Below are 25,563 nucleotides of genomic sequence, written 5' to 3' on the forward strand. Positions count from 1 at the left end.
ATGGAAGAAACCCGTGAGCAGCAGAAGCTGCATGGTTTCCTGCAATGCGGCATCTACGTGTCCATATTCCTGGAAGCTATTGTCTTTATTTATCCGAAAGCCCCTTTCTGGGGCTTTTTCATATCCGTGATCAGCCGGCTTTCCCGCCTGCCTGTTTATCATGACCTGATTTACAGCAAGCTCGCCACCTTTGCGCTGATCTGCCTGGTCAGCGTAGGTACGCTCTCCAAGAAAAAAGTGGACCTCGAGCCTGCGCAGGATATTGTTTACCCGCTGGCGCTGGGGCTTGCCTTGTTTTTTGGCAGCCTGGTATATTTCGGCCGGGCGTCGCCGTGGGTGTTTGCGCATACGAAACTCTATGATATGGTTTATGTGGTGTGTTCCTTCATGGGTGCGCTGCTGGTGAGCTTCGCTATGGATAACATTTCGAAGATCATCCGCTCGGGCCTGGGCAAGGATAAATGGAATACCGATGCGGAGAGTTTTCTGCAGCCGCAGCAAAAGTTGGAAACGCCGTATTCAGTCAACATCCCGATGCTTTTTTACTACGAAAAAAAGGTAAGGTCCGGCTGGATCAACATCTGCAATGTTTTTCGCGGCACGATGGTTATTGGTACGCCGGGTTCGGGGAAGAGCTTTTCTGTTGTGAACCCGTTTATCCGCCAGCTCATTGCCAAAGAGTTTGCCGTCTGCCTGTACGACTTTAAGTTCCCCGATCTGGGCGAGATCGCTTATTACCACTATCTGCTGGCCAAGCAGCGCGGAAAGCTGAAAAGCTTTGCTTTCCATGTCATCAACCTGGATAATGTGGCCAGGAGCCGGCGGATCAATCCCTGGCGGGCAGACTATATCCGGACGCTGGCCGATGCCGCGGAAACCGCGGAGGCGCTGGTTGAAGCCTTAAAGAAAGGCGATCGCTCCGGCGGCAGCGACCAGTTCTTTACCCAATCCGCGATCAATTTTTTGGCTTCCTGCATTTATTTCCTCAGCAAGCATGAGGGGGGAAGATATTCGAGCTTTCCACATGTGCTGGCGCTGCTGAACCGGAGCTATGAGGAGATCTTTAATGCGCTGATGTCGGAGCCGGAGCTCAAATCGCTTTTGTCTCCGTTCATGACCGCCTACCATGCGCGGGCTTTCGATCAGCTGGAGGGCCAGGTCGGCACGCTCAAAATCTTTATCAGCCGCCTGGCAACAAAAGAAACCTTTTGGGTCTTTTCCGGGGATGATTTTAACTTGAAGATCTCCGCAAAGGAAAGCCCGGGCATACTGGTGCTGGCCAACGACCCGAATACGCAGAACATCAACTCGGCCTGCTATTCCATCATCATCAACCGCCTGGTCAAGCTGATCAACTCCAAGGGTAACCTGCCTTCTGCGCTGATCGTGGACGAGGTACCGACGCTTTTTGTGCATAAGATCGAGAACCTGATCGCCACGGCTCGCTCGAACAAGGTAGCCGTGCTGATGGGGCTGCAGGAACTACCGCAGTTTAACCAGCAATACGGGAAGGATACGGCAGCCACGATTACCTCCGTGGTCGGGACGGTGCTTTCCGGCGCGGTACGGAATAAAGAAACCTTGGAATGGCTGGAACGGCTGCTGGGCAAATCCAAGCAGATCGGTGAAGGCCTGTCAATTGACCGCAACAAAACTTCGACCTCGCTGAACGAGAAGCTGGAAGTGCTCATTCCGGCAGGCAAGATTGCCTCCTTGGGCAGCGGCGAGATGGTGGGGGTGATTGCTGCGGATGCCGATGAACGCTACACCGGCGAGTTCAAAACCTCTGCCGTCAACTGCCGGATCAATTTAGACATGGCTGCCATCAAACGGGAAGCGGCAGCTTACCGGCAGCTGCCGGAGTACTACGATTTCGGTGGCAGGCAGGATGAAAAGCTGCGCGAGAACTTTCACCGCATCAGCCAGGAAGTGCAGCTGCTGGTGGCCCGCTTCAAACCGGTGGAATCGCCTGTGCCCCCTAAAGGATCATTTAAGAACAATTAATTCCATGTATCATGAACGCAGATGAACTGACCGGGCTGACGGTAATGGTGCACCCGCTGCTTTGGGATGACCCGGCCGGCAGAGCCGGACAGATCGGTACCATCATAGACGCTGACAGCGATGGCGATGACTACCTGGTCCGTTTCGACGATAAGTTGCGGGCGCATTACAGCGCCGGCGCGCTACAGGTGCTCCAGCCTCCCGAGAGGCTTTACGAGCTGATGGAAAACCGGGCCTCCTCCATATCGCCGGCCATGCGAAAAGACCTGCACAGCGTGGCTTTGCTGCAGACTTATGGTTCTGTTAAGCAGCGGCGGACCGCATTGGAGCTGGTGCAGCAAAACGAACAGCTGCAAGGCTATGCGGTGCTTGGCCTGGATGAAGCCCTCGCGCAGGACCGCCGTCATCATATCGGCCGCTAACCTTCAATTTGAATGAACTATGAAAAATTTTGAAAACCTGAACGGGTCGCTGGTAATAGTGCGTCCCGATTTTCATGACGACCCGGTCCGCCAGCAGGGTAAGGTCGGTGTCGTCAACTATGCCCGCGAGGGCGATGAGATCTATGTAGGCCTGCTCAACGGTGCGCAGGGCATCTACAGTAGCCAAGACCTGATGCTGCTGAAGCATAAGGTCGAAATCCTGCAGGAATTGAATGATAAGGGCTCCTCCATGAAGCTGGATGATTTTAAGGCACTTTACAAGATCATGCTTCTCCAGGAAAAAGGCACATCCACGGCTATGGTGGGCGCGCTGCAGCTGGCCGCTGAAAATCCCGGTATCTGGGATAAAGCGCTGATGACTGCCGCGCCGGTCAGGGAATTGGAAATCAGCAAATCCTACAGCCGGTGAAGGGCTGCCTCTTAGCCCTGCTCGTCTGCCTGCCGCTGCGGCATCTGCAGGTCAATTCGGCTTTTGGATACCGATTACATCCGCTTACCGGAAGTGCCCGGTTTCACGAAGGCGTTGACCTGCATGCCCGTCATGACACAGTGTTTGCCGTACTCGAGGGCGATGTGCACCGCATCGCCGCTGACCCTGCTTTAGGCTGGTATATCGTTCTGCGGCACGGCGCCGTGGAAACCGTTTACGGCCACCTCAGCCAGGTTTGGGTCACCGCTTCAGATACGGTCACGGCGGGCGAACCCATCGGTATGACGGGAGCGACTGGCCGGGTAACCGGCGAGCACCTGCATTTCGCGGTGCGCTACCGTCAAAGCTTTATTAATCCTATCAAATTCCTTCAGGCGCTGCTCCGGTGATCGGAAGCAGTGCATAGTAAATCAATAATTTAACAATATGGCCAAAAACTTTAAGGCACTTCCGGTCCAGCTTTCAGAGAAGCTGGTCCAGGAAATCAAGGACGGAACTTCGCTTTTCCAGCAGCCCGTCCAAGAAAACGGTCGTCCGGCTTTTGTTACGCCGGTTAACCCGGTAACCGGTAAAGGTTACAGCGCCATGAATGCGCTGATCCTGGGCATGCAGCGGCATGAAGATCCACGCTGGCTCTCCTTCGATGCCGCTCGCTTTGCCGGCACACCGGTCAAGAAGGATGCTGCGGCGACGATGATCGAATTCTCCAAAAGAACCGAGATCCAAAAAATGCGTACGCCGGATGATAAGCCGATCAAAAATGAGGAAGGCGTCACGCAGACGCGTACGGTCACCTTCGATAAGCCGCAACCCACCAAAAGTTTTCTCTTCAACGGCAGTCAGCTGAATGGCATTGAGCCGCTGGAGGAATACCTCAGTAAAATGGGCGCGGCAGAAACCCTGAATCCGGTTGAGAAAGCGGCCAACTTACTCGAATCCAGCGGCGCCACGATTATTGAGGGCGGCCAGGAAGCTTACTATGATCAAAAGCGTGATGTTATCTTCCTGCCGGAGAAAAGCGCTTTTGAGAATGAAACCAAATATTACCAGACGGCCATCCACCAACTGGCGCACTGGTCCGGGCATGAGAGCCGTCTGAACCGGCCGATGGAGGGCAAATTTGGTTCGCTGGAGTATGCGCGCGAGGAACTTCGCGCGGCCATCGCCGCCATTCTCATTGGCGGACAACTGAAACTGGGCCATGATTTCGGTCAGCAGAAGTCTTACATGGGCGCTTTCGCCAAAATATTGAAGGACGAGCCCTTTGAGGTCGCCAAAGCCGCCCGGGATGCGCAGCGTATTACCGGCCTGCTGCTGGGTACGGGCCGCGAGCGAATCCAGAAGCAAGCAGCTGCCAAGCCCCCCGGATTTGCCAAAGGGGATGAGATCGCTTATCTCGATACGGCCTACAAGGTGCTGGAAGTATACAAGAACAAGAGCATCAAGGTTGAGGATACCCAAGGCACCAAGCGAACCGTCAAGCCCAGCGACGGTCTGTTTCAGTCCCTGCTGGAAGCCAAGACAAACCCCCGCGGAGAAGACCGCGCAGTAGGAGCAGAGCCTGAATTGCAACAAACCTATAAAATGACGCGCTAAAATGAACCTGATCAGCTTTAACGAACAAAAACTTCCCTTGCGGGACCTGGAAACCATAGGGCTCGCCGCCGGCGGCCAGCTGCTGCTGAACGTCGATGACCTGAAGGCCCTGCTGTCGGGCCGCAGAACCGGTCTGCTGGAATTGCACGACCTGGAAGCCGAAAACATCAGAATCAAATCGCTGCAGGCAAAGATTTCCTTGGTGAACGGCCCGGACGGCAAAGTGGATTTGCTCATTCATCCCGTTTACCGCAAAGCAGCAACACCAGATTTTCTAAGTGATGCTGAATCGGCGCAGCTCCAGAAAGGGGAAGTTGCCAGTCTGCTGAAGATCACCAGCGACACCAAAGGCAACAAGACTGAGCGCCTCGTCGAATTTGACGCCGATACCCGCGAGTTCATTGTTTCGGATACGGAAAAGATCCTGGTGCCGGATATGGTCAACAACGAATTCCTGACTCCGGCGCAAAAAGAGCGTTACCGGAAAGGGCAGGAGGTAGAACTGGCAGACCGTACCCGCTTTACCTATTCCGGGGTGGATGCCATCGGCGTTCGTTCCAACAAAATTGCCCTCATCGCCTCCATTCTGATCGACGGGGGGCTTTCGTATATGGTCTATAAAGGGCTGAATGCGCTGTTCAACCAGCCGAGGGACGAAAAAGAAGCCGTGCACCTCAGCCCCGGCTACCGCCATGCGGAGCAGGAGGCCGCAGAACAGTTCCGCGGCATGCCCGAACGGCCGCACCGTTCCCATAACCGGAACGGCAGCGCGCGCTGATGAATGCCCTTCTAAAAAGGCTTGGCCTCTCTCATCAGGTGCAGGCCTTTTTCCATGCGGATGAGTTGTCCTTTGATTATGGCGGCACACGGGAGATATACGATGAAGGATTTCATTATGTACCCACCACCGCTCACGTATGGCAGGCCGGTGACCGCTATGCCCGGGAGGTGATCATTACTTCGTCTGCCATGGAAGCCGTGGCCTGGTTTGCCCTTAAAAAAAACGCTTATCAGGCCGGAAGCGGACTGGCCCTGGTGTCTTTGGGAAACCTGCCATCCCCCGAACAGCTGGACTGGGTACGCCGCACCTTTCCGCGGCGCAGAATCACCCTGGTATTTGGCAATCATCTGCTGGGTGCACTGACTGACATCCGGGTGGCGGGCTGGCTTCAGGGGAAAAACCTGCGCCTGCGCTGGCAGAAAGAGAAGGTTGAGATTAGCCTGGGCCCGCGGCAGACCTGGCTGGAAGAAGCGCATTGCAGTTTGCACCAGGTAGAGAAGGCCTTTGGGCTGCGCAGCGGTATCCGTACCTGTAAGCCTAGGGTTCACGCCACTTATTTAGCACAATTACAGCATGACGCTTCGGCTAGCCGTGCTTCTCCGGCCGCTCCTTAGCGCTGCCGCCGGTAAAGCGTTTCTGCTGATCGCCGGTGTATATTCCCGGGGAGCAAAAGACTGACCCCGGTAACACGTATCTGTTGCACGCCTGATCAAAGCAATGATGACAATAATTTGTTCAGCATGCTTGCGCAGAACTAACTTTTTTAGTATATTAGAGCAACCTTATGACCCGCAATATGAAAAATTTTGTTCATCTCATTTTTACCTTTTTCATTTCGACGATTGCTTTCTGGGGCGCGCTTGCCACTAGAAAGGATCCCTGGCCCTGCTATGCGATTGCCTTTGGCGTTTGGGCCATATTTCTGTGGCGCTATCAGGCGCGCAGCAAACGGGCGGCGATGAAACGGCAATTTGAAGAATACCAGTTCCGCGAGTACATGCGCTGGAGAGCTTACCGCGAGCGTAGTTAAATATATAGTTGTATATTGCCAAATCTGCGGCGACTTTCGCCGCTTTGTGATAAGGTTTAGGTTAAAGGTCCGGGGGAGCGATTCCACCGGACCTTTTCATTTATGCATCCTGCGCAGCGCTGAACTCGGACCTCCCAGGTAGCAGGCGCGGCTTCCGACCAGACGGGGGGCATCAGGATACATTCCGGCGCAGGGTGCCTGCCAGGAAAATGCGCACCCACTCCATACCCGCCGGCCGGGCCATCTCATTAATTAAATAACATTATGAAGACCAATGAATTGATCACCCAGGAAGACCTGCAGGCGTTTAAAACCGACTTGTTGCTGGAAATTAAGAAGCTGCTGGACCGCAATGCCCCTTTACAGCAGGCCAGATGGCTGAAAAGCAGCGAAGTTAGAAAGCTATTGCAGATTTCTCCCGGTACGTTACAGAACCTCCGGGTCAATGGCTCCTTAAGCTATACCCGGATCGGGAGCCTGATGTATTATAAGCTGGAGGATATCGAAAAGCTGCTGAAAGGAGGCACCTCATGACCGCTCCGAACCTGGCGCCGCAGTTCGCCGCGTTCAGCATTCTGCTTACCAAGATGGCGGCCGATAGCCGGCTGAAACCGTCACACATCAGTCTGTTCGCGGCGCTGTTCATCCAGTGGCAGCGCAACGGTTTTAACAGTCCCTTCCGGGCATCGAGAAGAACGCTGATGGCGCTAAGCCGGATTGCCTCTCTGGCAACCTATCATAAATGCATCAGCGAACTTCATACCTATGGGTATATCCAGTACCACCCTTCTTTTCATCCGACGCTCGCCAGCCAGGTTCACTTGTTCCATACGCTGAAAGCCTCCCCTCCGCACAGTTGCCTCCCCTGAAGGGAGCAGTTTGCCGGCAAAGTTTCCGCGGATGCAAGCGGGACCGGTTAGGTGGCTTACGATCGGCTCATTTTGCTTTGCCGGCTTTGGGATTCTGCCCGGCCCGGATGGCTCTTTTGATATACCAGATGACCGCGCCGCAATATGGCCGGTACTTTCCTTCTTTATCTTTGGCTGACCAGCCATCCAGCAGCTGTTTCAGTTCAGCTTCTTTCCACTTTTTCCTCTCCAGGTAGGCTCTCGCACCATCGATCGCGTTTTTACGGTTCAGCCGCAGCATGGCGTCATTCAGCACCAAAACCGTATCGAAATCTTCATTCCAAGCTTTCTCGGCGGATTTAATCATGCCGTCTTTTGTGCTATAGGATATGCTTTCTTCCACACGCGGGTCGAACGGAGAGAAACGGATCGCTTTGTCATGCTTTGCCTTATCACAATGCTCGGAACCGTTGATGTAACCCGGACAGCAAATGACCATGTTGTCATAATCCATGCTGTGCTGGGGATAATCGGTCCGGCATTTGATATGTTCGATCCGGGCCAGTTCTACATTGCCCGGATCTTTTTTTGCGACAGGTACACGGCGCATGCAATATGCGCAGATGTGTCCCTGTTCGGCTAGCAGGGCGTCTTTAAGTTCGGGAATAGCTTCATAAACCGCGCCGGCAGTCTCGCGTTTCTTCGTCCATTCCTTCGGCTCGTTTCCTTTATTGATCCTGATCATCCGCGTCCATGTAAAAGTTCAACAGGGTCTCCGCCTTGGTCAGATCCGGTAGACCGTCACCGAAGCGCGCGCGCAGTTCGCCCAGCAGTTTACCGGCTTCCTGCGTCTTTTCTTCCTCAATCAGATTGAAAAGTTCGGTCAGTTCTTTATCCACCGCCGCCGAGCGGGGCGTGGTATGTAACGCAGAGTCGATAATGCTGGACGCATCCAACCCGTACAATTCGATTTCATCAGCTGCATAGTTGCCTTGCCGATGATCTGGCCCGCAATAGCGCAGCTTATGGATAACGTTGTCTTCGCTCAGTTCGATTTCCGTCATCACCATTGGTGCATGCGTGGTGATGATCCATTGTACCTGCGGAAATGCCATCCGCAGGCCTTTGATGACGCGGGCCTGCAAAGAAGGATGCAGGTGCAGGTCGATTTCATCGACCAGCACCGTGCCCTGTGTGCGCCGGCAGGCGTCCTGGCCAAAAATGCCCTGATTAAGGATCATACAGCGGAAAGCAATGTCGATCACGATATTGACCAGCCTCCGGTATCCATCGGACAGCGAGTCGGTATCTACCTCTCTGCCATCCGTCAACCAGTAATACACCCTGCCCTGGTTGTGACGGATGCTCATATCACTGATTACCCCACAGCCCTCCGGTCCCAGCGCATCAATCAGCGCCCGGCGAACACCTTCCAGTTCCATTTCCCCTTTACTCGCCTCTTTTAAAATCAACAGCCTTTTGGTCCAGAAAGTCAGAAAGCCGTCGCCCTGCAGGCATTCGTAATACCCGAAGGACGGTTTGTGATCATACCGCATGAATGGTCGGATCGAGTTCTTACGGTTCACGTGAATATCGCTGGTCGAAAAGCTGGCCAGCAACGGCAGTTCGGTGGCCTGTGTCTTATCTTCATCAAAGAGCTTAGTATAAAGTTCCTTGCCTAAATGGTATATTGGGTCAAGCGGCTTTTGCAAGGTGCGGCCCTTTTTGGAATGCAATTCGAGCTTGGCTTCTACGTTCAGGAAGCGGAAGCCAATAGCGATCGGCGCTTCATTGGCCAGCCCAGTGCCCGTTCCGATCTCTGTAAAGTCTGCCTTCTGCAAGCCGTAAAATCTGGTATTGTCGTCACTGAACCCGCTGAAAAAGGAATTCAGTACGGTCGTAAGTCCCTGTACGATCGTGGATTTACCACTGGAATTATCACCAATGAACAGGTTTACCTTCCGGCGGAAGTTCAGTTCCAAGTGATCGAAACACCGATAATGATCAAAAACTACTCTTTCAATTCCCATGATGTATACTGGCGGCTTTGTCCTGCTAAATTAGACTAATTTTTTAAAACGCTAGGGCGTGCTCGGCCGTTACGACAAAAACCGAACTTGTGCCCCGGCCGGATACCATTATGCCGCTCTGTGCGCATTTCGTTTTCAAGGATGCGGAGCTTTGCGGATTTGCGTATCTTAGCCTGTCAGATGGCTGTAATGAATAACAGCTGTCGGTCATTTCACAGCATGAAACTTTCACTTGCGCATAACCGACATGCCATCGTGGCCATTCCTGAACTGCCCGCCGAGCAGCAGGAGCCTTTCAAGGCCTGGCTTACCATAAACGGCCAGACCCAGCCGTGTGTGGATGAGTATGATGACGGAGATTGTGCTTACATCGGGGATTATCAAAGGTGGTATTATTACTGGCAGAAGCAGCAGCGGGGAAGCTCGCCGGCATCAGATACCTCGAAGGATGGTTTTTGACAAGGTTCGGTTTTTGTCGTCATGATATTCCAGGAGAAAGCCGCGCGGATGCTCAAATACAAAAGTTCGGAATTTGTCGTAACCGATCCGGCCTTATCCTGCACCCGCAGACGGCGCTTTATACATATTTTGTAACGAATGTTCGGAATTTGTCGTTCAGTCTCCTTGGTAACGCTGGTTTTTCTATTATCCTCTCCTTGCAGAACCTTTGCAAGTCGTATTGGGAAATTTTAAATTGAACGAGGAAGCGCCGGCGCACCTTTTCTGGCTGGCAGGCCGATAGAGGGGACGGCGTGGCGCTGACCAACGCCAGGGCTTATCCCCGACAAATTCCGAACATTCATCAGGTTTAACGTTTTTTTAACGCAGGTAGGCTTATCCCCGACAGATTCCGAACATCTTAGCGAGCGGTTTCGTGCTGCGGCACCTTCAGGGAAGGTAGGGCGCCAGCAAATGAAGTGCCCGGAAGCCTCGCACCCGGGTAATCCGGTTTTCCTCTTGGTCGTAGAACACTTCTGCATAGAAGTCCTGCAAGCTGTAAAGCAGGATGACGCAGGAGGGCTGTTCGAAGCGCTGACTTAAGGGTGTTTGTTCCCATAGTACCTCGGCCCGCTCATTCTCATTGAGCGCATTAAACTCATACAGCGTCATAGCATTTTCAGCTTTGCGGCAATTGCCTTAAGCAATGCCTTGTCTGGCCGTTCTCTTTCGCCGCTTTCAGTAAACGCACGGTATTCACCTTTCTCATCCTTTTCAAACAGGTAAGTGACTTCACCTACCTGCACCGTAATCCGGTACGTGAAACCATAACGCTGGAATGCCGACTGCAATGCCAGCACTTGATTCTCATGGTCTACTTCAAGAATAAAAGGTTCGTTCATTACTTGATTTGTGACGGGTCAGCAACGATAATTTCCGGTTTGCCCTTGTACTCAATGACCTGCCCGGTTACGGTAACTGTTTTTCCTTCCAGGTTACCTGCTGCATCCTTGGCTTTGCCTTTAATCGCCATCGTAAGCAGCTGGTTGGGATAGGGAGCCCCCAGGTTCACCAAGATCATGCTGCCGATGTCTTTAGCGCCATATACTTTTCCGCTCACGGTAACTGTTTTGCCGATAGCGTTTTTGATATCCTCGAGTTTGATGACGGTGGTGGCCGGAACAAAAGCTGCTGTTGGGGCGGCTTGTGCGGCCTCGCGGACTTGGCTGCTGCTCAACTGTTCGTTTCCAAAAAGCTGGTTAAGTTCACCTGCAAGGCGGATACCCGCCTGCGCGACACGCTGATGGATTACCGGTAAATATTTTTGATAGTAAGCTTCGTCAATGGTCTGCCCTGGCTTTACTTCCGTATACAGCTTACTGGAGATTTGATAGCTTTCCCATATCCATTCCAGCGGGCTGTCCGATTGCCATTTCTTAATGTCCGCAGCGGAAGCCACATCATACTGGCACACCATTTCCTCGGGACTTAGGTTTTCGTGATCGATCAGTCTGCCGTCCCAAAGACTGTGCAGGTTCGTACCTTTATCCTCATAGCGGAGCTGGATGGTGTTGCCGCCTTTATCTTCTTTCCGGCTGACATGCATGGGCTGGTGGGCATCACCCACCAGATGGATCAGATATTTCAGTGCTTCGTTCTTCTGGTCCAGCGGCAGGCTTTTATCTTTCAACGTGTTTTCTACTTTCAGGATCGCTGTGTAGACGTTGTTGTCGCTTTGCTGTACCGCTTTGACAAATTCGGCGTGGGAAAGGCCTAAAGGCAGATTTAAAAAGTGCCAGGGCGCCGTATTCCGGTCCTTATTCTCGTCCGCCCAGGTGCTTACCTCCGCCATGCTTTCCCCTTTGAGGTAAGCGGATACCACATACGCGGTGTTGGAAGTCAAATGTTTTTGGGCGATAGTAGCCACGGCGCGGTGCCCTTTAAATCCCCAAGATACCAGTAAAAAAGTGATCGGTAGTAAAATGAACCAGGCGTATCTTTTCATGCCGCAAATATAAGCCGAAATTCAGTCTCACTTAAAAATATTGCTAAACTGCTTAGTATTTCAACCGGATATTTATATTTGTAGGATGTGTACGAAAGCAGTCAGCGTAAATGTCCGGACCCTTTCTGAAAAATTGCAGGTCCCGGTTGCGGTTCCGCAAACGACGGGCAGAACTACCGGTATGGAAAACAGGGAAGATGGGGATGTGCTCCCAACTGATCTGTCTCCGGTGATTACGCATCACCGGCCGCGGGAGATCCAGTATATGCGCTGGGGTCTGGTGCCGGCCACGACAGTCGATCTCGCTTCCGTACCCGCCATGTTCAATGCCCGGGCAGAGACGCTTACTGAGCTTCGTTCTTTCCGGGATCTGATCATGACCCATCGCTGCCTGATTTTGAACCGGGGCTTTTATGAGCATGAAAAGCAGGTGGATGAACGGGTGACCTGGAAGATCAGGCCTGTTGGAGAGGAGTTCTTCTACAAAGCAGGCCTTTGGACTACCTGGAGAGGCGCCGGCGGACAGCTCATTGAAAGCTTTACCATGATTACCTGTGATCCCCTGGATACCGCCATGAGCCGGGTGCATCACCGGATGCCAATCATCCTGAACAAAGCCGAGCGGCGATTGTGGATGAACCCGAACGCGACCAAGGAACAATTGCTGGCTTTGCTCAAGCCTTGCGCAGCGGAGATGTATACCATCGAAGAACACAGCCGTAAGCTGCTGAAAGAACCCAAAGCCCCTAAAAAGCTTAAGCGAGACAACGATAATCTGTTATTTTAGCGTTGAATGCTTATTCACCCTGTTGACATTTTAGCCCATGCCTTATTTTTTTTGAAAAGATGCCAGGTTTGCTTCTTGCACCGAACGCGAGACCTGCCAAACCAATAGCGGACGGGCTGGCTTGCTTAAATCGTTTCTCATGTACCAAAAGATCGCCCATATTGCCTTAACTGTCCTCGATTATGATGAGGCTATCGCTTTTTATACCCAGCAGCTGGATTTCCGGCTGGTGGAGGATACGCCCATCAGCGATAACAAACGCTGGGTGTTGCTGCTGCCGCCCGGCGCCCGGGAATGCCATTTGCTGCTGGCCAGGGCCGCGGACGACACGCAGCGAGCCAGTGTAGGCAAGCAGACCGGCGGAAGGGTGTTTCTTTTTCTGCACACGGATGACTTTTGGCGTGACTACCATAAGATGGCAGCCAAAGGTATCCGGTTCGTTCGCGAGCCTAGGCGAGAACCTTATGGTTTGGTCGCGGTGTTTGAAGACCTTTATGGCAATTTGTGGGACCTGCTTCAGCCGGGCAGTTTGCCTTCTGCCGATTAGTGCTTTAATGAAAATTTCTTGCCTTGGGCATTGCCTCGCTGTCTGCCTGCTGCCGGACCTGTGTCCGCCTGTTCGCTGCTGTAAAGGGCGTATCGCCCGCCGTGTCCCGCTGCCTGTCCGGCGATACTGCCTGGTTGATCAATAAAGTCAGGTCATGGCAGCTTTTCACTACCACATGAAGTACCTGGCCCTCGCGCTGCACCCAGCCCTCGACCATCAGCAGTTTGGCGCCCAAAATTTCCTTGCGGTAGGTTTCAAACAGCTTTTCAAATACCACTAGGTTCACAGACCCTGTTTCATCCTCGATGGTGATAAAGCAGACACCGCCAGCTGTACCCGGGCGCTGCCGGGAAATCACCAGACCTGCCGCCTTAACGCGGGTACCGGCCTTGATATTGTTGATTTCTTCCGCCGAGCAGATGGAGAGCCTGGTCAGTGCATCGCGGATGAGACTAACCGGATGGGCTTTCAGGGACAAAGAGGCCGTGGCGTAATCGGCGATCACGTGTTCGGCCATGCTCATCAGCGGGAGCTCGGTTTGACCCTCCATGGCGCTGGGCGAAGGCTGCCCGGCGAACAGGCCCTGCGGCATATCCGCGAGGGCGGAAACTTCCCAAAGCGCTTGCCGTCGGTCCAGCCCCAGGGACCGGAAGGCATCCGCGTTCGCCAGACGTTCCAGTGCGGCCTGCGGCACACCAGCCCGGTAAATTTCTGAAATCGTCTGATATTTCATTTTCCGGCCAGCGATCAGCAGCAGCATATCGTCCTGCCGGAGCCCCTTGATCTGCCGGAAGCCTAAGCGAAGCGGCGCCAGTTCGCCGGTTCGTTTTTCCAGCGTGTTGTCCCACTGCGAGTAATTGACATCAATCGCACGCACTTCCACCTGATGGCGCCGGGCGTCGCTGACGATCTGGGCCGGCTGGTAAAAGCCCATCGGCTGGCTGTTCAGCAGGGCCGCCGCAAACACGTCCGGGTAATAGCATTTGAGCCACAGCGAGACGTAAACCAGCAGCGCAAAACTCGCCGCGTGGCTCTCCGGAAAGCCGTAACTCCCAAAGCCTTCCAACTGCTTGAACACCCGGGTGGCAAATTCCTTGGTATAGCCACGCTCGGTCATGCCGTTGATTAGCTTCTCCTCGAACTTGTTAACCAGTCCCTTGAATTTAAAGGTCGCCATGCTCCGGCGCAGTTCATCCGCCTCGGCAGGGGTGAAGCCGGCTGCTACGATAGCGATCTTCATGGCTTGCTCCTGGAAAAGCGGTACGCCAAGTGTACGTCCTAAAATTTCTTCCAGTTCTTTGGAAGGATAGCTGACCGGCTCCTCGCCGTTCCGCCGGCGCAGGTAGGGGTGGACCATGTCTCCCTGGATGGGACCGGGCCTGACAATGGCCACCTCAATGACCAGGTCATAAAATTCCTTGGGCTTGAGCCTCGGGAGCATGGATTGCTGCGCCCGGCTCTCGATCTGAAAGACCCCAACGGTATCCGCCCGGCTCGCCATCTGGTAGACCAGGTCATCGTCCTGCGGCACGCTGGCCAATGTCAGCGCCAGCCCGTAATGCTCCAAGCATAAATCAAACGCCTTGCGGATGCAGGTCAGCATACCCAGGGCCAGCACATCGACCTTCAGAAACTTTAAAGCCTCAATATCATCTTTGTTCCATTCGATGTTGGTCCGGGCTTCCATCCGGGCATTGATGATTGGGCATAAATCGGTGAGTTTTCCTTGCGTCACCACAAAGCCGCCGGTATGCTGGCCCAGCTGCCGGGGAAAGCCCATCAATTGGGCGGTCAGGTGGAGCACTTTGCGCAAATGCGGGTCGTCGGGGTTCAGCCCCTGCTCGATCAGGCGCTGGGGCTCAAACCATTCATCGGTAAATTCCCAGATGGCGGCGGAGAGCTTTTCGACGGTATCCTGCGAGAGTCCCATGGCTTTGCCCACGTCACGGATCGCACCTTTCTGGCGGAGCTGTGTAACGGTGGCCACAATAGCCGCCCGGTCCCTGCCATATTTTTCATAAATATATTGAATGATCTCTTCCCGCCGCTCATGCTCAAAGTCCACATCAATGTCTGGCGGCTCATTACGCGCCGAGGAGATAAAGCGCTCAAAGAGCAGGTCAAATTTCGTGGGGTCTACCGAGGTGATGCCCAGGCAGAAGCAAACGGCTGAGTTGGCCGCAGATCCCCGGCCCTGGCATAAAATGCCGCGGGTGCGCGCTTCCCGGACAATATCATGCACAAAGAGGAAGTAGTTGGCATAATCCATCTCTTCAATGAACTTCATCTCGTGCCGCAGGCTGTTCATGACCTTCTCGGGCGGCTTGGGCCCATAAAAGGCTTTGGCGCCTGCCCAGGTCAACCGCTTGAGTTCATCGAGCGGCGAACGGCCGGAAGGATTGATCTCTTCGGGATATATGTAGTTTAGTTCATCCAGGGAAAACTGGCAGGCAAGGGCAATCCGCTGCGCGTTTTCCAGCGCCTCCGGGTAGGTGCGGAACAGGCGCTGCATTTCACTCACCGGCTTCAGGTAACGTTCGGCATTTTCCTGCAGGCGAAAACCGGCGTTCGAGATCGTGCATTTCTCGCGGATACAGGTGAGGACATCCTGCAGCTCACGCCGCTGCAGGTCATGGTAGTAAACATCGTTGGTGGCGACCAGCGGGATGCCGTAGCGCTCGGAAAGCTGGCGGATCCGGAACAGCCGCCGGTGGTCATTGCCCCGGTAGGTCCGCGTAGCGGCCAGGTACAGGTCAGCCGCAAACGCGCTCCGGTATTCGGCAACCGCCACGCGAAAGGATTCCTCGAACTCAAAGTCTTCCGTCAGCCGGTCCGGGGGCACAATGACCCGGATGAGCTTCTCCCGGCACCCAAAAATATCTGCTTTATACAGATAACATTTACCTTTCTCGGCCCGCTGGTTCCCGGTGGTCAGCAGCGCCGACAGTTCTCCGTAGGCTGCTTTGTCCGCTGGATAAACCAGCAGGCCGGGACCGTCGATGAGGTCCAGCCTGCACCCGACGATCAGGCGGATATTCGCAGCCCTGGCGGCGACATGGGCCCGTACAATACCCGCCAGTGAATTACGGTCGGTGATGGCCAAGCCCTCATAACCGAGCGCCGCTGCCTGACGGATCAGCTCATCTGGATGCGAGGCGCCGCGCAGAAAACTAAAATTGCTCGTGGTTTGCAGTTCGGTGTATCGCATATCGTCTAAGAAAAAAAGCCGTGAATAAACCATTGTCCGCCTTCCCGGTGATAGTGGCCCAGTCGGAATAGCCAGTAGCGCCCGCCGTGCTGGTCTTCAACGGCATAATAATCCCGGTGCTCGCCCGCCTCACGCCACCATTCCCGCTCGATGCGTTCTGGTCCCTCGGCGTGCCGGATGTGATGTGTTTCGCCCCGGTAGCGGAAAACCATCGGCGGGGAATCAGGCAGCAGTGCCGAAACGTCTATCGGTTCCGGCCGGGCAAGTAGCTGTGTTGGGCGCAGGAGATCCGTCCGCCAGCTGGTACCGGGCTTTTCCTGGAGCGCCTGTGCCGGCTGGATGGATCGTTCCGGCCAGTGCTGCTCGCGCGGCAGGTAACGGCGAATGGCCTTTGCGCCGATCTTGCCGGCGAGCCGGTCCAGCAGTTCTGCGAATGCTTGTTCCTGCAGGCTCTTTTTACCTGCCCACAAAGCTTCCTGGCGCTGCTCCACGTCCTCTACATGCGGTGCTTCCAAGATAAACAGTTCGATACCCAGTCCGGGAGCGAGTTGGCCGATCTGCAGCTCAAAGAGCTTAAAAAGGTGGAACATATCATGGGTCGCCCGGTTGGTGCCGATCTGTACAGCTTGTTCCTTACCATCTAGCCGGTGCGTGCGGAGTACGGCCGTCCGGATGCCTTTTCCTTCTCTGGCCAGCCGCACGCAAAGCATTTCCAGCAGGCGCTGCACCGCCACTTCGATACCGGCGCGCGCGCGGATCGGTTCCAGGCAGGGCAGCCGTTCCTGCCAATCCGCAGGCAGCTGTAGCCAGGTGAGGTACTCCGTCGTTTCCCCGGTGGCCTGCCGCAGGCGCTGCAGCAGGTCTTCTCCGAAGCGCCGCCGCAGATTGGAACGCGGAATCTTCAGCAGGCTTTCCACAGTGACAAAGCCGAGTTTATCCAACCGGTCCAGAACCGGTCCTTCCAGCCGAAGGGCGGCCGGCGGCAAACGTAGCAAAGCGTTCCCCTGGCCTGCAGCAGGTACGATCGGGTTTCGGGCCGCAAAACGGGCTATTGCCCAGGCGGCTCCGGAGGTGTCTGCTATCGCGGCGCGCGCCTGGTACCCTTTGCTTTGCAGCCGGTTCACCACTTCCCGGTAATACGCCCTTTCACCTCCCCACAAGTGCGCGCAGCCGCTGATATCCAGCAGCAGCCCGTCCGGCAGATCCAGCGCCACCCAGGGCGAAAAACGAATGCACCACTGCCCGATACCGGTCAGTAATTTATTTTCCCGTCCCGGCTTATCCTCAAAGACCTGCAGCTCCGGCACCATTGCCTTGGCATCCGCCAGACGCATGCCCGGGCATAATCCATAGCCAGCTGCGATGCCGTTGACGGCACTCAGGATGACCCGGTTGTGATCGGGAATTGTGAAGACAACGGGTACCGCCGTGAGTTCCGGGCGACGCAAGGCCAGCCAGTCCGTCTTTAGATTGCGGAACCATAAGGCCATATATCTTTTTGCCATCTGCTCATCCTACCTTTCTAACGGTGTCGTCCAAGGTGCCGGCTGCCCTGCTTCTGCTGACAAATTGCCGCCTTCGCCATTCCAGTTCCCAGATGCCCGGGTTCCCGTTGCGCACCTTCAAGAGTTCGACCCGCCAGCTGGGATAACCAAACCCAGGCATCCCCGGCTCCGGCTGGCTAAGCAGTGGGGTGATGCGCCACCGGGCGGCGCAGGCCGTTGCGCTGAGCGCCGTGGGGTCGTGACGCAGCACAAAACCTGTTACCCGGCTGCGTTCCACCGCCAGCTGCAACCGGCGTGACTGCGCAAAATCCAACTCGCTGACCTCCGCAACGACGGCAGCGGCTCCTTCACATTTCAGCGCTTCCTCCATGGCCCATAAGGCTTCCTTCTCCGTGCGTACATCCAAAAATACGATCTGCTCAGGGCGCAAACCGAAGCGGGCCAGGGCAGGGGGGAACAATTGCCGCGAGCGGCTGATCCACAATCCCGGGCTCCCTTCTTGCATCAGCTTGCTTAGCAGGCCGGCCAGAAAACCGCCGCAGGCTGCTGCATGCTCCGGCTTCATATTCAAAAATTCATGAATCGCTCCCGTAGGGAAAACGGCGCCAGGAAAAGCCTGCTCCAGATCGCCCAGGCCTGTCTGTATAAGGCTGTCATCCGCCGGTCTGTGGATGCCCTGCCACTGCAGGATGTCTTGTTGTAATCTCTTGATGATGTCTTTTCTTCCCTCCAGCATATCCTTCGTTTAAGACGGTCATCATCCGTTGATTGATTTTAATTGTTGGCCTGCTGATATGGCAAGTCGCTTAAAATGAAATATTTCGCAAGTGGAAATGGAGGCGTCGTATTGGTGCCTGAAAGCTGTCTGGTATCGCATAAAAGTGATCGTTTACGAATGAACAACAAAAATATGCTAAAAAAGTTAGTATTTGCAAGTGCTGTTCTGCACATTTTACTAACACTTCTTTTGGGAATACGCAGCTGTCTGCCGGCAGGACGCCGGTTGGAAGGGGCAGAGGGATGCTTACCAGATAGGTAGGACAGCAGAAAATTTATTTTAACCCGGGTAACTTTGGCGGGATAATCGCTCGATCTCTTTTTGCAGCAGCCCTATTCACGAAGCTCCCGGCTGTACGCTGCTCGTCAACCTGCAAGGTCATCAAAAGGATAATCCCGGAGTAATTGCTGATGTTCAACCTGCTCTCGCTGCATCCAGCGCTGATTTAAGATACCGAGCAGTTCTTCCTGCTTACTGAACAGGATTCGCCGGCAATCCTGACCTTTTTGCCGGTGATGCAGTTCGTAATCGCCCGCCATTGAAAAGGTGATGCCGCTGAAAATCCAGAACAGCAGTTCATCCAGGTCGTGGGTTGTCCTGCGATCAATCTCCCGCCCTCTCTCGATCACCACAAAATGCAGCTGACCATGCCTGTCCGTTTCAATATGCGGATAAGCGAAATCTCTGGAATAACCATAAGTCGGCAGAAGATCTGGCGGGGCCTGGATTTTTTCGGCCAGTTGCTGTACCACGGTTTGAACATCTTTGAGGGTATAATGAACTTGCATCAGCGTGAGAGCGATTTTAAAGTACAGCCGGATAGCTTGGAAAGCGGGGTTAAGAACCTATTTCCGGCGCACACGTGGCCGTTTACTGCGTGGAGCGTTAACCTGCTTAGGGCTAGCGTTCGGCGTGCTTGGTTTGGAAAATTGCGCACCGCTTTGATGTGGTTGAGCCGCATAGCGCACACTGAGCGTACGCCCGTTTATTCGCAGGCCATCGAGCCCTTTGATCGCCCGTTCTCCGCCGGCCTCATCCAGCATTTGTACAAAGGCATAGCCCTTACTTTCTCCTGTTTGCTGGTCACGGACAATGGTCAGCGTTTTGACTAGTCCATGCTGGCTAAAGAGTTCATCAAGTTGCACTTCGTCGGTATCTCGGGAAAAACCTACGGTAAAAAGTTTCGTCATGGCTAGAAATATAAGAAAATTAATTAAACAGTAGATAGTTCCAACTGCTCTTTTGCCTTAATGCATTACGGAAGCGTTAAACTAGTCTGTGAAATCCATCGGCATTATATTGAAGCCCGCACATGGCACTCAGGGTTCTATCTGCATAAACCATTTTGGTGCGGTAGTCTAGATAGTAAGTGCCCACCAGGCCAAAGCCATGCTCGTCTTCCAGTTGCTGAATGCGGAGCAATTGCCAACTTATTGATTTGTTTGCCACGATAAATGATGAATAAGCAAGCTTTTCTCGATAATTTCGCATGATTTAAGGAGTCCGCTTTCAAATATCCAAAACTACCTGGAACTGCTTACCGAAGTGGATATCAGCGAAGAGGAAGGAATGGCCATCAAGAAAGACTTGCTGCAATCAACCCGGAGTACGCTTGATTTGCTCAACAATGTGTTGAATTGGTCAAAAAGCCAGATGGATGGCCTGGAATTTAAATTAGTGCCGTTGAATGTATATCAGCTATTATCGCCGCAGCTTCTGTTGTTTATCAATATAGCCGGAAATAAAAGAATCAAGGTAGAAATCTCGATTGATCCCACCATTGAGGTATTAGGTAATGGCGATATGCTGCAACTGGTTGTCCGCAACCTGATGAATAACGCCATAAAGTTTACTGCGTATGGGGGCACAATATCAGTCACTGCTAAAGCAGAACAGCGAAGCTGTATCATTACCATTAAAGACAGCGGAAATGGAACTCCTGCCAAATTATCGTCGAACATATTTTACCTGAACGGACCTGCTTCGGTAGGCACGGCGTGCGAAAAAGGCGTTGGTTTGGGACTGGTTTTATGTAAAGAGTATACAGAGGCACAAAATGGGACCATTGGCTTTCAGTGTAACGATGTCAGTGGCACAAGTTTCTTTGTAGTGTTGCCGTCCGTTCAGCACGCAGTAACCACAACCGGTGAACTCGACAAAGCTGTGGAAAGGAACTCGAGTTTTGGCAAAAGCGGCTTGGTACAATCTTAACAATTTTTCACCCTAAATGATGTATGTGCTGTGAAGGCGGCAAGTTGTACATATGATACGGGTACTGCTAACGATCGATGAGCACAATTTATAATATAACGAAGGGTGATTTGTAAAAATGCTTGCAACTCAACCGGAGGATTATGAGTTGTGCGTTTATCGCTCGAAAATTTTAATGGTTGTCTTTCATTCAAGTATTTTATAAATATTGACGTAATTTTCACGGGGTCAGTAATCCAGAATATCAAACAACCGTAACACTTTTTCATCGTGTAGGCTGAGAATTTCTGCATACGTTTCACCGGTATCCTGTTTCTTAAAAGCCATTGCCCAATCTGGAAAAAAGCGCTGGTCTATTGGTTCCTCACGCAAGGTGGTCACCTTAAAATGGCGCCTGTCTTGCCGAATATTCATATAGAGTTGCTAAATAAGCCTGTTGGGTCCTTCAATCAGCTGTATAAAGCATTCCGGAAGGCAAATCAGCATGCCGGTTACAGCAAAGCGGCTATTAGCTTTTCTCGCAATGCTAAGCAGTTCCTCTAATTCAGCATCGTTCATTATCCTTGTCGGCACACTGGTATAGATAAGTTAATAAAGGTCCATAGTTTCGCTGGTTGCAATGGGTAACGTATAATAAAATACCGAGCCTTCTCCGGGCTGGCTTTCTGTCCAAATACGGCCATAGTGGCGCTCAATAATTTATTGTAATAAGTTCAGGCCAGGACCCAACTGAGAAATAATTTTCTTTTCGGTGGTACGGTCGAACCAGGAAAAAGGTTCGTTCGATTAACCCTCAGGGATACCTATACCACGATCGCGTACACCAACTTTCATTACGCCATTTTCTATCAAAATAAAAACATCAATTTTAAATGAGCCCGGTGCATAACGAATGGCATTTGTCAGTAAATTCAGGATGATTTGTTCAATGCGCAGGCTGTCGCCGTTCAGGATTAGTTCTTTCAAGTCCGTTTGCAGGTATATCTTGTGGCTGTTTGGCGGAGGATACAGAGACGTCGACCATATCGTTCCGGGCTCTTTTGAGCAGCTCATTGTGTGAAGGCAGGTTAAGCTTAAGCATCATATCCAAGGATTTAAATTGGTCGAAGTGTTTCGGAATGCATGCGGGCTACGTGGTCAAAGCTACCGTATCCGCCACTCATAGGCGAAGAATCGGTAGATTTCGGTATGTGGTTATTTTAAGCACTTACCGAAGCACATGGCGGGCGCATCTGGTTTGGTAGCAAAGTCAAGAAAGGCAGCACTTTTTACATTGAGATACCACTGGGGCAGGATTCGCTATGATGTGGATTTACAGCCCTGTCTTTCCCATACATCCGCTCATCTGCATGGCGCGTGTTAAAGATTTGACAGGGGCAGGTTAAAACAAAATTTTGACCCCTTGCCAGGTGTGCTTTCTACCCAAAGCTCACCTTCCTGGTACCGGATAATATCTGCCGAGATGTACAGACCCAGCCCCATGCCGGCTTCTACCATGCTGGTTGGCGTTTTCACCTTGTAAAAACGCTCAAAAATGAGTTGCAGGTCTTCTTTGGGTATGCCTCTGCCATAATCCTGTATACAAACCACCGCCCGGTTGTCTTTTTGTTGCAGGCATAGATCTATCCGTGCGCCTTTCGCAGAAAAAGTGACTGCATTGGTCATCAGGTTATACAGTACCTGGTGCACTTTATCGCGGTCGCCCTTCACCATCAACGTATCAGGCAGGTCCAGATCAATCTGCCGGTCAGGCATGGTCAGTTGGAATTCATCTGCCAACTCCCTAACCAGTTCGGCTATATCATAATCTTGTACGGTTGGTTGCAAGTGACCGCTTTCAATTTTTGATACCAGCACGAGGTTATGAATCAGGCGTGTCAGCCGGTTGATCTGTTTTTCCATACCGGAAATCAACCTGCCCGATTGTTCATCTCCCTTTTGCTTTAAGCGCCGGTGCAGCAGCTGGCTCTGACTTTTAAGCGAGGTCATGGGGGTTTTGAGTTCATGGCTTACGGTGCTGATAAAATCATCCTTGTGCCGCTCCAGTTGCTTACGCCCGGTAATATCTTCCAGTAGCGTACACCCGAAAGTTTCGCCCATGTTCTCAAAGAGAAAAGTGTGAATCATGCACCACACCTGTGAGCCGTCTTTTCTGATGAGACAGGTTTCCAGATCAAAAACGGGGATTTTCCGTTGCCACAGCGCATGTTGTAAGGTTTGCCAGTGCGGTTTGAAATCAGGATGGGTATAGTCCATAATGACCGTACCTAAAATTTCCTCGGGCGCATAACCCAGCAGAGCACTTACAGCCTGGTTGATTTCCAGAATTTTCAGGTCGCTGTTGATCACTTTGTGCGCTACCTGTGAGTCATTGAAAATTGTTTCAAAGCGCTTCTGGCGCTGGTAAGCCGCTTGCAGTTCAGTAAGCTGCCGGCGCAATTTTTCATTTTCTGCTGCTAAGTCTGGCGTAAAGTTCGGATCCAAATCAGTAATTTAATGAACTACAAATAATTGCGGTAACTGTTCATAATTACAGAAAAGCGCACTGATTGGCGGTCCTTGTTAATTTCTATACTAAAAAAAAAACAAGTGATACCTGGTAGATGAAGCTGCTAGCTTGATCGGTGTACTGGCTCTCTTGGCCAAATGGCCGCCAAATCCTTTTATGGCTTTTCATAAGAATTCGATATTTTCCGTCATTCAATCGTTTCGGTAGCTGTTTTCATGGGCTGATGATTTAACTGGAACTTACTCAAACACATGCCGTGAAAGCTAAAATTAACGGATTTGCCCATTCACGGTAAAGAAGTATTTTAAGTCGGTTTACAGATATGCTTTACATACGCCCTGAAACGAGCTGACTTATCCCGCCTGTCCAAGGCGCTCTTAGCATTATTGAGAATCAGTTACGACATGTCGACAGTAGGTAGCCGCAGGGTAAAACAGGTCTCCTTTTGATCGCTGGTTACCTCCAGCGTTCCACCATGGGCACGCGCAATTTCAGCAGCGATGTACAGCCCCAAGCCCAAACCCTGCTGTCCCGGCTTAACCTCACCACGTGAGAACGGACGAAAAAGCCGTTCTCTGATCGTTTCCGGGATGGGTTCACCTTCGTTACTGACAGACAATAAAAATTCTTCTGCAGCGTGTCCCGCCCAGACCTGAACAGGCGCTTCCGGGCTGCCATGAGAAAGTGCGTTTGCTAGGCTGAGTAGCCCCGGATATCTTTTAAATTAGGGTCAATTACACCCAATTGATCGGCGGGCGTTACGTTAGCATATAAATAAGGCCGGTATGCTTGTGATACATTGCCATACAATTGTGTGTAGTGCGTTAGCTGATATTGCAAGCCGGTGCCAAATAAGGGGAAGTTGCGGTTGCCTTTGTAGGAAATCGGAAAACTTGCATTGTTAATGACACCATTCATCCGGGTGTGTATGATTTCGTACCGGAAGCCTTGGTTTGATGGAAAACTGCGGTGTGATTTGAAAGATATTCTCTGCAAAGGCTGCATAGTTGGTGGTATGCAAGCTTAGGTCAATACCATAGGGCTTAACCAAAGACAAGTCGAAATCGGATCCGACAGTACCCGTCCCTTTTTGCTTCCTTTGGGTATGTTCTTCAAAAAGCCTGACACCTGCAGAAAAGGTACTGATTAAACTACCCGCTTGGTAACGGTGCAATAAACGGGCTTCGGTTGTAAAGCCATGGTAATAATCACGGTCAACCTGACGTGGGTTATAAGTGTTTAACGTTCTGTTAACAGTATCGGGCACATTAGCGTTGTTGATGTACTGAACACTATTACGCTGACCAATAAGTAGGTGAGAGGTAACCTCTAATTTGGTATGATTGCTAAAGTTGTAATTAAACAGCAAGGCCGGAATGTTAATCTCGGGATTGAAAAAATTACGGGCACGTGTCGCTTGCCGGTTATTAGCCTCAAATTGCGCATCTGTCAACCCACCTGCTATTTGTTGCCTGTAATTCATTCTTGAAAACTGTAGTGCTAAACTGCCCTTGCTATTGAACTGGTATTTGAGATTAGCATACATAGATTGATAACTAAAAGCCGCATTAGGTCGCCAGCCATCACCGGTTCGGCTGTCGAAATAAGCGTAATAACTGATCTTACCCTTTCGTCCGCCAATAGCATTAAACGAATTGAAAAATTTATTAGAGCCTGTTGTTTGTTCACTTTCTATACTGATAAGCTTACTGGTATCAGCATCTTTCATTTTATAATTTACCATCCCGCCAAACTGACTACCAAACTGCAAGGCGGCTGAACCTCTTACCAGCTGGATCGCTTCAATGGCCTGAAATGCCGGTGTATAATGCGCCTCAGGATAGCCAAACATATCAGAGTTGATATGATAGCCATTTTGCCGCATGTTGGTTTCAATAGAACGATGGGCATCCGTTCCGCGGGTACTGATGTTGATTTGCAAACCGGCTCCATCCATGTCCCATACATTAACGCCCGGTACCTGGGCAAATATGGTCCGGGCATTATTGGCAGCTAAATTTGCGCTTCCTGAATTTGGCGTTACCAAAAATGTACGTTTACCTGCAAACAGATAAGTGCCGTTTACATCAGGCAGATGTTTTAACCGGGCATCCCGAACAGGAACAGTGTCCAGTTGCAGCGTATCGGTTAATTGATGCTTTTGAGCTTGTGTGTCATAGGTAATCAGCAGGCAGGTTATAACTAACAGTGCATTCTTCATTGAGTTCCAAAACAGGAAGATAGGCAATTTGGAATTATAAGTGCGTTATTTGTTTTTTATCATTTTCTATCCTTTGTAGCTTATTCCCCTATCAGATATGATCAAACGAATGGAGAACTGATTAACGCCGGAGAGCAAGGTCCTACACGGCGGTTTTAAATGTGCAACGATGAAGTACAGGGAATCCGACCG

At 52.0% G+C, this 25,563-nt stretch carries 29 protein-coding genes and 2 pseudogenes; 14 read left to right on the forward strand and 17 right to left on the reverse strand.

Annotated elements, in window-relative coordinates:
• The 10 genes from GPM24_RS19940 to GPM24_RS19985 all read left to right on the forward strand — a co-directional run bounded on the left by GPM24_RS19940 (position 1) and on the right by GPM24_RS19985 (position 7,153).
• The gene (locus GPM24_RS19940; RefSeq protein ID WP_158829092.1) at positions 1-2,004 is read left to right on the forward strand and encodes a type IV secretion system DNA-binding domain-containing protein; all 2,004 of its coding nucleotides are present in this window, start codon (positions 1-3) and stop codon (positions 2,002-2,004) included.
• Positions 2,005-2,015: 11 nt separating this feature from the next.
• Positions 2,016-2,426, forward strand: coding sequence for a hypothetical protein (locus GPM24_RS19945; protein ID WP_158829095.1), 411 nt, complete (start codon positions 2,016-2,018; stop codon positions 2,424-2,426).
• Positions 2,427-2,445: 19 nt separating this feature from the next.
• Complete coding sequence (locus GPM24_RS19950) at positions 2,446-2,856, forward strand: hypothetical protein (RefSeq protein ID WP_158829097.1); 411 nt, start codon at positions 2,446-2,448, stop codon at positions 2,854-2,856.
• Positions 2,853-3,266: a M23 family metallopeptidase gene (locus GPM24_RS19955; protein WP_158829099.1), complete on the forward strand. Its 414-nt coding sequence runs from the start codon at positions 2,853-2,855 to the stop codon at positions 3,264-3,266. The genes GPM24_RS19950 and GPM24_RS19955 overlap by 4 nt, the downstream gene beginning before the upstream one ends.
• Positions 3,267-3,303: 37 nt before the next feature.
• Positions 3,304-4,473: a zincin-like metallopeptidase domain-containing protein gene (locus GPM24_RS19960; protein WP_158829101.1), complete on the forward strand. Its 1,170-nt coding sequence runs from the start codon at positions 3,304-3,306 to the stop codon at positions 4,471-4,473.
• Between the two features lies 1 nt (position 4,474).
• Positions 4,475-5,251: a DUF4099 domain-containing protein gene (locus GPM24_RS19965; protein ID WP_158829103.1), complete on the forward strand. Its 777-nt coding sequence runs from the start codon at positions 4,475-4,477 to the stop codon at positions 5,249-5,251.
• The gene (locus GPM24_RS19970) at positions 5,251-5,868 is read left to right on the forward strand and encodes a hypothetical protein (protein ID WP_158829105.1); all 618 of its coding nucleotides are present in this window, start codon (positions 5,251-5,253) and stop codon (positions 5,866-5,868) included. The genes GPM24_RS19965 and GPM24_RS19970 overlap by 1 nt, the downstream gene beginning before the upstream one ends.
• A gap of 182 nt (positions 5,869-6,050) precedes the next feature.
• On the forward strand, positions 6,051-6,284 hold the full coding sequence (locus GPM24_RS19975; protein ID WP_158829107.1) for a hypothetical protein: 234 nt from the start codon (positions 6,051-6,053) through the stop codon (positions 6,282-6,284).
• Positions 6,285-6,548: 264 nt separating this feature from the next.
• A complete protein-coding gene (locus GPM24_RS19980) occupies positions 6,549-6,818 on the forward strand; it encodes a helix-turn-helix domain-containing protein (RefSeq protein WP_158829109.1) in 270 nt (89 codons plus the stop codon).
• Positions 6,815-7,153, forward strand: a complete 339-nt coding sequence (locus tag GPM24_RS19985; RefSeq protein WP_158829111.1) for a hypothetical protein — start codon at positions 6,815-6,817, stop codon at positions 7,151-7,153. Before GPM24_RS19980 ends, GPM24_RS19985 begins: the two co-directional genes overlap by 4 nt.
• Before the next feature lie 67 nt (positions 7,154-7,220).
• On the opposite strand, the gene GPM24_RS19990 is transcribed toward GPM24_RS19985, so the two are convergent.
• Complete coding sequence (locus tag GPM24_RS19990) at positions 7,221-7,877, reverse strand: HNH endonuclease family protein (protein ID WP_158829113.1); 657 nt, start codon at positions 7,875-7,877, stop codon at positions 7,221-7,223.
• Entirely contained in the window at positions 7,861-9,162 is a 1,302-nt protein-coding gene (locus GPM24_RS19995) for an AAA family ATPase (RefSeq protein WP_158829115.1), read from the reverse strand. Before GPM24_RS19995 ends, GPM24_RS19990 begins: the two co-directional genes overlap by 17 nt.
• Positions 9,163-9,381: 219 nt before the next feature.
• Between GPM24_RS19995 and GPM24_RS20000 the strand changes: the two genes are divergently transcribed.
• On the forward strand, positions 9,382-9,621 hold the full coding sequence (locus tag GPM24_RS20000) for a hypothetical protein (RefSeq protein ID WP_158829117.1): 240 nt from the start codon (positions 9,382-9,384) through the stop codon (positions 9,619-9,621).
• 429 nt (positions 9,622-10,050) lie between these two features.
• Here the strand turns inward: GPM24_RS20000 and GPM24_RS20005 are convergent, their stop codons facing one another.
• Genes GPM24_RS20005 through GPM24_RS20015 form a run of 3 tightly spaced genes read right to left on the reverse strand, consistent with a single transcriptional unit; the run spans position 10,051 to position 11,605 of the window.
• A complete protein-coding gene (locus GPM24_RS20005) occupies positions 10,051-10,272 on the reverse strand; it encodes a hypothetical protein (RefSeq protein ID WP_158829119.1) in 222 nt (73 codons plus the stop codon).
• On the reverse strand, positions 10,269-10,502 hold the full coding sequence (locus GPM24_RS20010) for a hypothetical protein (RefSeq protein ID WP_158829121.1): 234 nt from the start codon (positions 10,500-10,502) through the stop codon (positions 10,269-10,271). Before GPM24_RS20010 ends, GPM24_RS20005 begins: the two co-directional genes overlap by 4 nt.
• The gene (locus GPM24_RS20015) at positions 10,502-11,605 is read right to left on the reverse strand and encodes a S1/P1 nuclease (RefSeq protein ID WP_158829123.1); all 1,104 of its coding nucleotides are present in this window, start codon (positions 11,603-11,605) and stop codon (positions 10,502-10,504) included. The genes GPM24_RS20010 and GPM24_RS20015 overlap by 1 nt, the downstream gene beginning before the upstream one ends.
• Before the next feature lie 85 nt (positions 11,606-11,690).
• Between GPM24_RS20015 and GPM24_RS20020 the strand changes: the two genes are divergently transcribed.
• The gene (locus tag GPM24_RS20020; RefSeq protein ID WP_158829125.1) at positions 11,691-12,392 is read left to right on the forward strand and encodes an SOS response-associated peptidase; all 702 of its coding nucleotides are present in this window, start codon (positions 11,691-11,693) and stop codon (positions 12,390-12,392) included.
• A gap of 139 nt (positions 12,393-12,531) precedes the next feature.
• Positions 12,532-12,939 carry a VOC family protein gene (locus tag GPM24_RS20025; RefSeq protein WP_158829127.1) on the forward strand — a complete coding sequence of 136 codons (408 nt, stop codon included), beginning with the start codon at positions 12,532-12,534 and terminating at the stop codon, positions 12,937-12,939.
• A gap of 4 nt (positions 12,940-12,943) precedes the next feature.
• Here the strand turns inward: GPM24_RS20025 and GPM24_RS20030 are convergent, their stop codons facing one another.
• The 6 genes from GPM24_RS20030 to GPM24_RS20055 form a co-directional block, all read right to left on the reverse strand.
• Positions 12,944-16,147: an error-prone DNA polymerase gene (locus GPM24_RS20030; RefSeq protein ID WP_158829129.1), complete on the reverse strand. Its 3,204-nt coding sequence runs from the start codon at positions 16,145-16,147 to the stop codon at positions 12,944-12,946.
• Positions 16,148-16,152: 5 nt separating this feature from the next.
• Positions 16,153-17,637 carry a Y-family DNA polymerase gene (locus GPM24_RS20035; RefSeq protein WP_233268913.1) on the reverse strand — a complete coding sequence of 495 codons (1,485 nt, stop codon included), beginning with the start codon at positions 17,635-17,637 and terminating at the stop codon, positions 16,153-16,155.
• Between the two features lie 19 nt (positions 17,638-17,656).
• Positions 17,657-18,388, reverse strand: coding sequence for an ImuA family protein (locus GPM24_RS20040; protein ID WP_158829133.1), 732 nt, complete (start codon positions 18,386-18,388; stop codon positions 17,657-17,659).
• Between the two features lie 407 nt (positions 18,389-18,795).
• On the reverse strand, positions 18,796-19,218 hold the full coding sequence (locus GPM24_RS20045) for an Imm63 family immunity protein (RefSeq protein WP_158829135.1): 423 nt from the start codon (positions 19,216-19,218) through the stop codon (positions 18,796-18,798).
• 57 nt (positions 19,219-19,275) lie between these two features.
• Positions 19,276-19,620 (reverse strand): RNA recognition motif domain-containing protein, encoded by a 345-nt coding sequence (locus tag GPM24_RS20050; RefSeq protein ID WP_158829138.1) that lies wholly within the window; start codon positions 19,618-19,620, stop codon positions 19,276-19,278.
• Positions 19,621-19,696: 76 nt separating this feature from the next.
• The gene (locus GPM24_RS20055) at positions 19,697-19,921 is read right to left on the reverse strand and encodes a hypothetical protein (protein ID WP_158829140.1); all 225 of its coding nucleotides are present in this window, start codon (positions 19,919-19,921) and stop codon (positions 19,697-19,699) included.
• A gap of 24 nt (positions 19,922-19,945) precedes the next feature.
• On the opposite strand from GPM24_RS20055, the gene GPM24_RS20060 reads away from it, so the two are divergent.
• Complete coding sequence (locus GPM24_RS20060; RefSeq protein ID WP_369409715.1) at positions 19,946-20,641, forward strand: sensor histidine kinase; 696 nt, start codon at positions 19,946-19,948, stop codon at positions 20,639-20,641.
• 228 nt (positions 20,642-20,869) lie between these two features.
• Here the strand turns inward: GPM24_RS20060 and GPM24_RS22245 are convergent.
• The 6 genes and pseudogenes from GPM24_RS22245 to GPM24_RS20095 all read right to left on the reverse strand — a co-directional run bounded on the left by GPM24_RS22245 (position 20,870) and on the right by GPM24_RS20095 (position 25,371).
• Positions 20,870-21,226: pseudogene (locus GPM24_RS22245) on the reverse strand (BLUF domain-containing protein).
• 201 nt (positions 21,227-21,427) lie between these two features.
• Positions 21,428-21,694 carry an ATP-binding protein gene (locus GPM24_RS20075; RefSeq protein WP_158829148.1) on the reverse strand — a complete coding sequence of 89 codons (267 nt, stop codon included), beginning with the start codon at positions 21,692-21,694 and terminating at the stop codon, positions 21,428-21,430.
• Between the two features lie 306 nt (positions 21,695-22,000).
• Positions 22,001-23,125, reverse strand: coding sequence for a sensor histidine kinase (locus tag GPM24_RS20080; protein ID WP_158829149.1), 1,125 nt, complete (start codon positions 23,123-23,125; stop codon positions 22,001-22,003).
• A 422-nt stretch (positions 23,126-23,547) separates the two neighbouring features.
• Positions 23,548-23,787, reverse strand: a pseudogene (locus GPM24_RS20085) (sensor histidine kinase); the annotation flags it as partial.
• A 56-nt stretch (positions 23,788-23,843) separates the two neighbouring features.
• On the reverse strand, positions 23,844-24,068 hold the full coding sequence (locus GPM24_RS20090; protein WP_158829151.1) for a hypothetical protein: 225 nt from the start codon (positions 24,066-24,068) through the stop codon (positions 23,844-23,846).
• The gene (locus GPM24_RS20095) at positions 24,052-25,371 is read right to left on the reverse strand and encodes a TonB-dependent receptor family protein (protein ID WP_158829153.1); all 1,320 of its coding nucleotides are present in this window, start codon (positions 25,369-25,371) and stop codon (positions 24,052-24,054) included. Before GPM24_RS20095 ends, GPM24_RS20090 begins: the two co-directional genes overlap by 17 nt.
• Between the last annotated feature and the right edge of the window lie 192 nt (positions 25,372-25,563).

This window comes from Mucilaginibacter lacusdianchii (assembly GCF_009770985.1).
Lineage (GTDB): Bacteria > Bacteroidota > Bacteroidia > Sphingobacteriales > Sphingobacteriaceae > Mucilaginibacter > Mucilaginibacter lacusdianchii.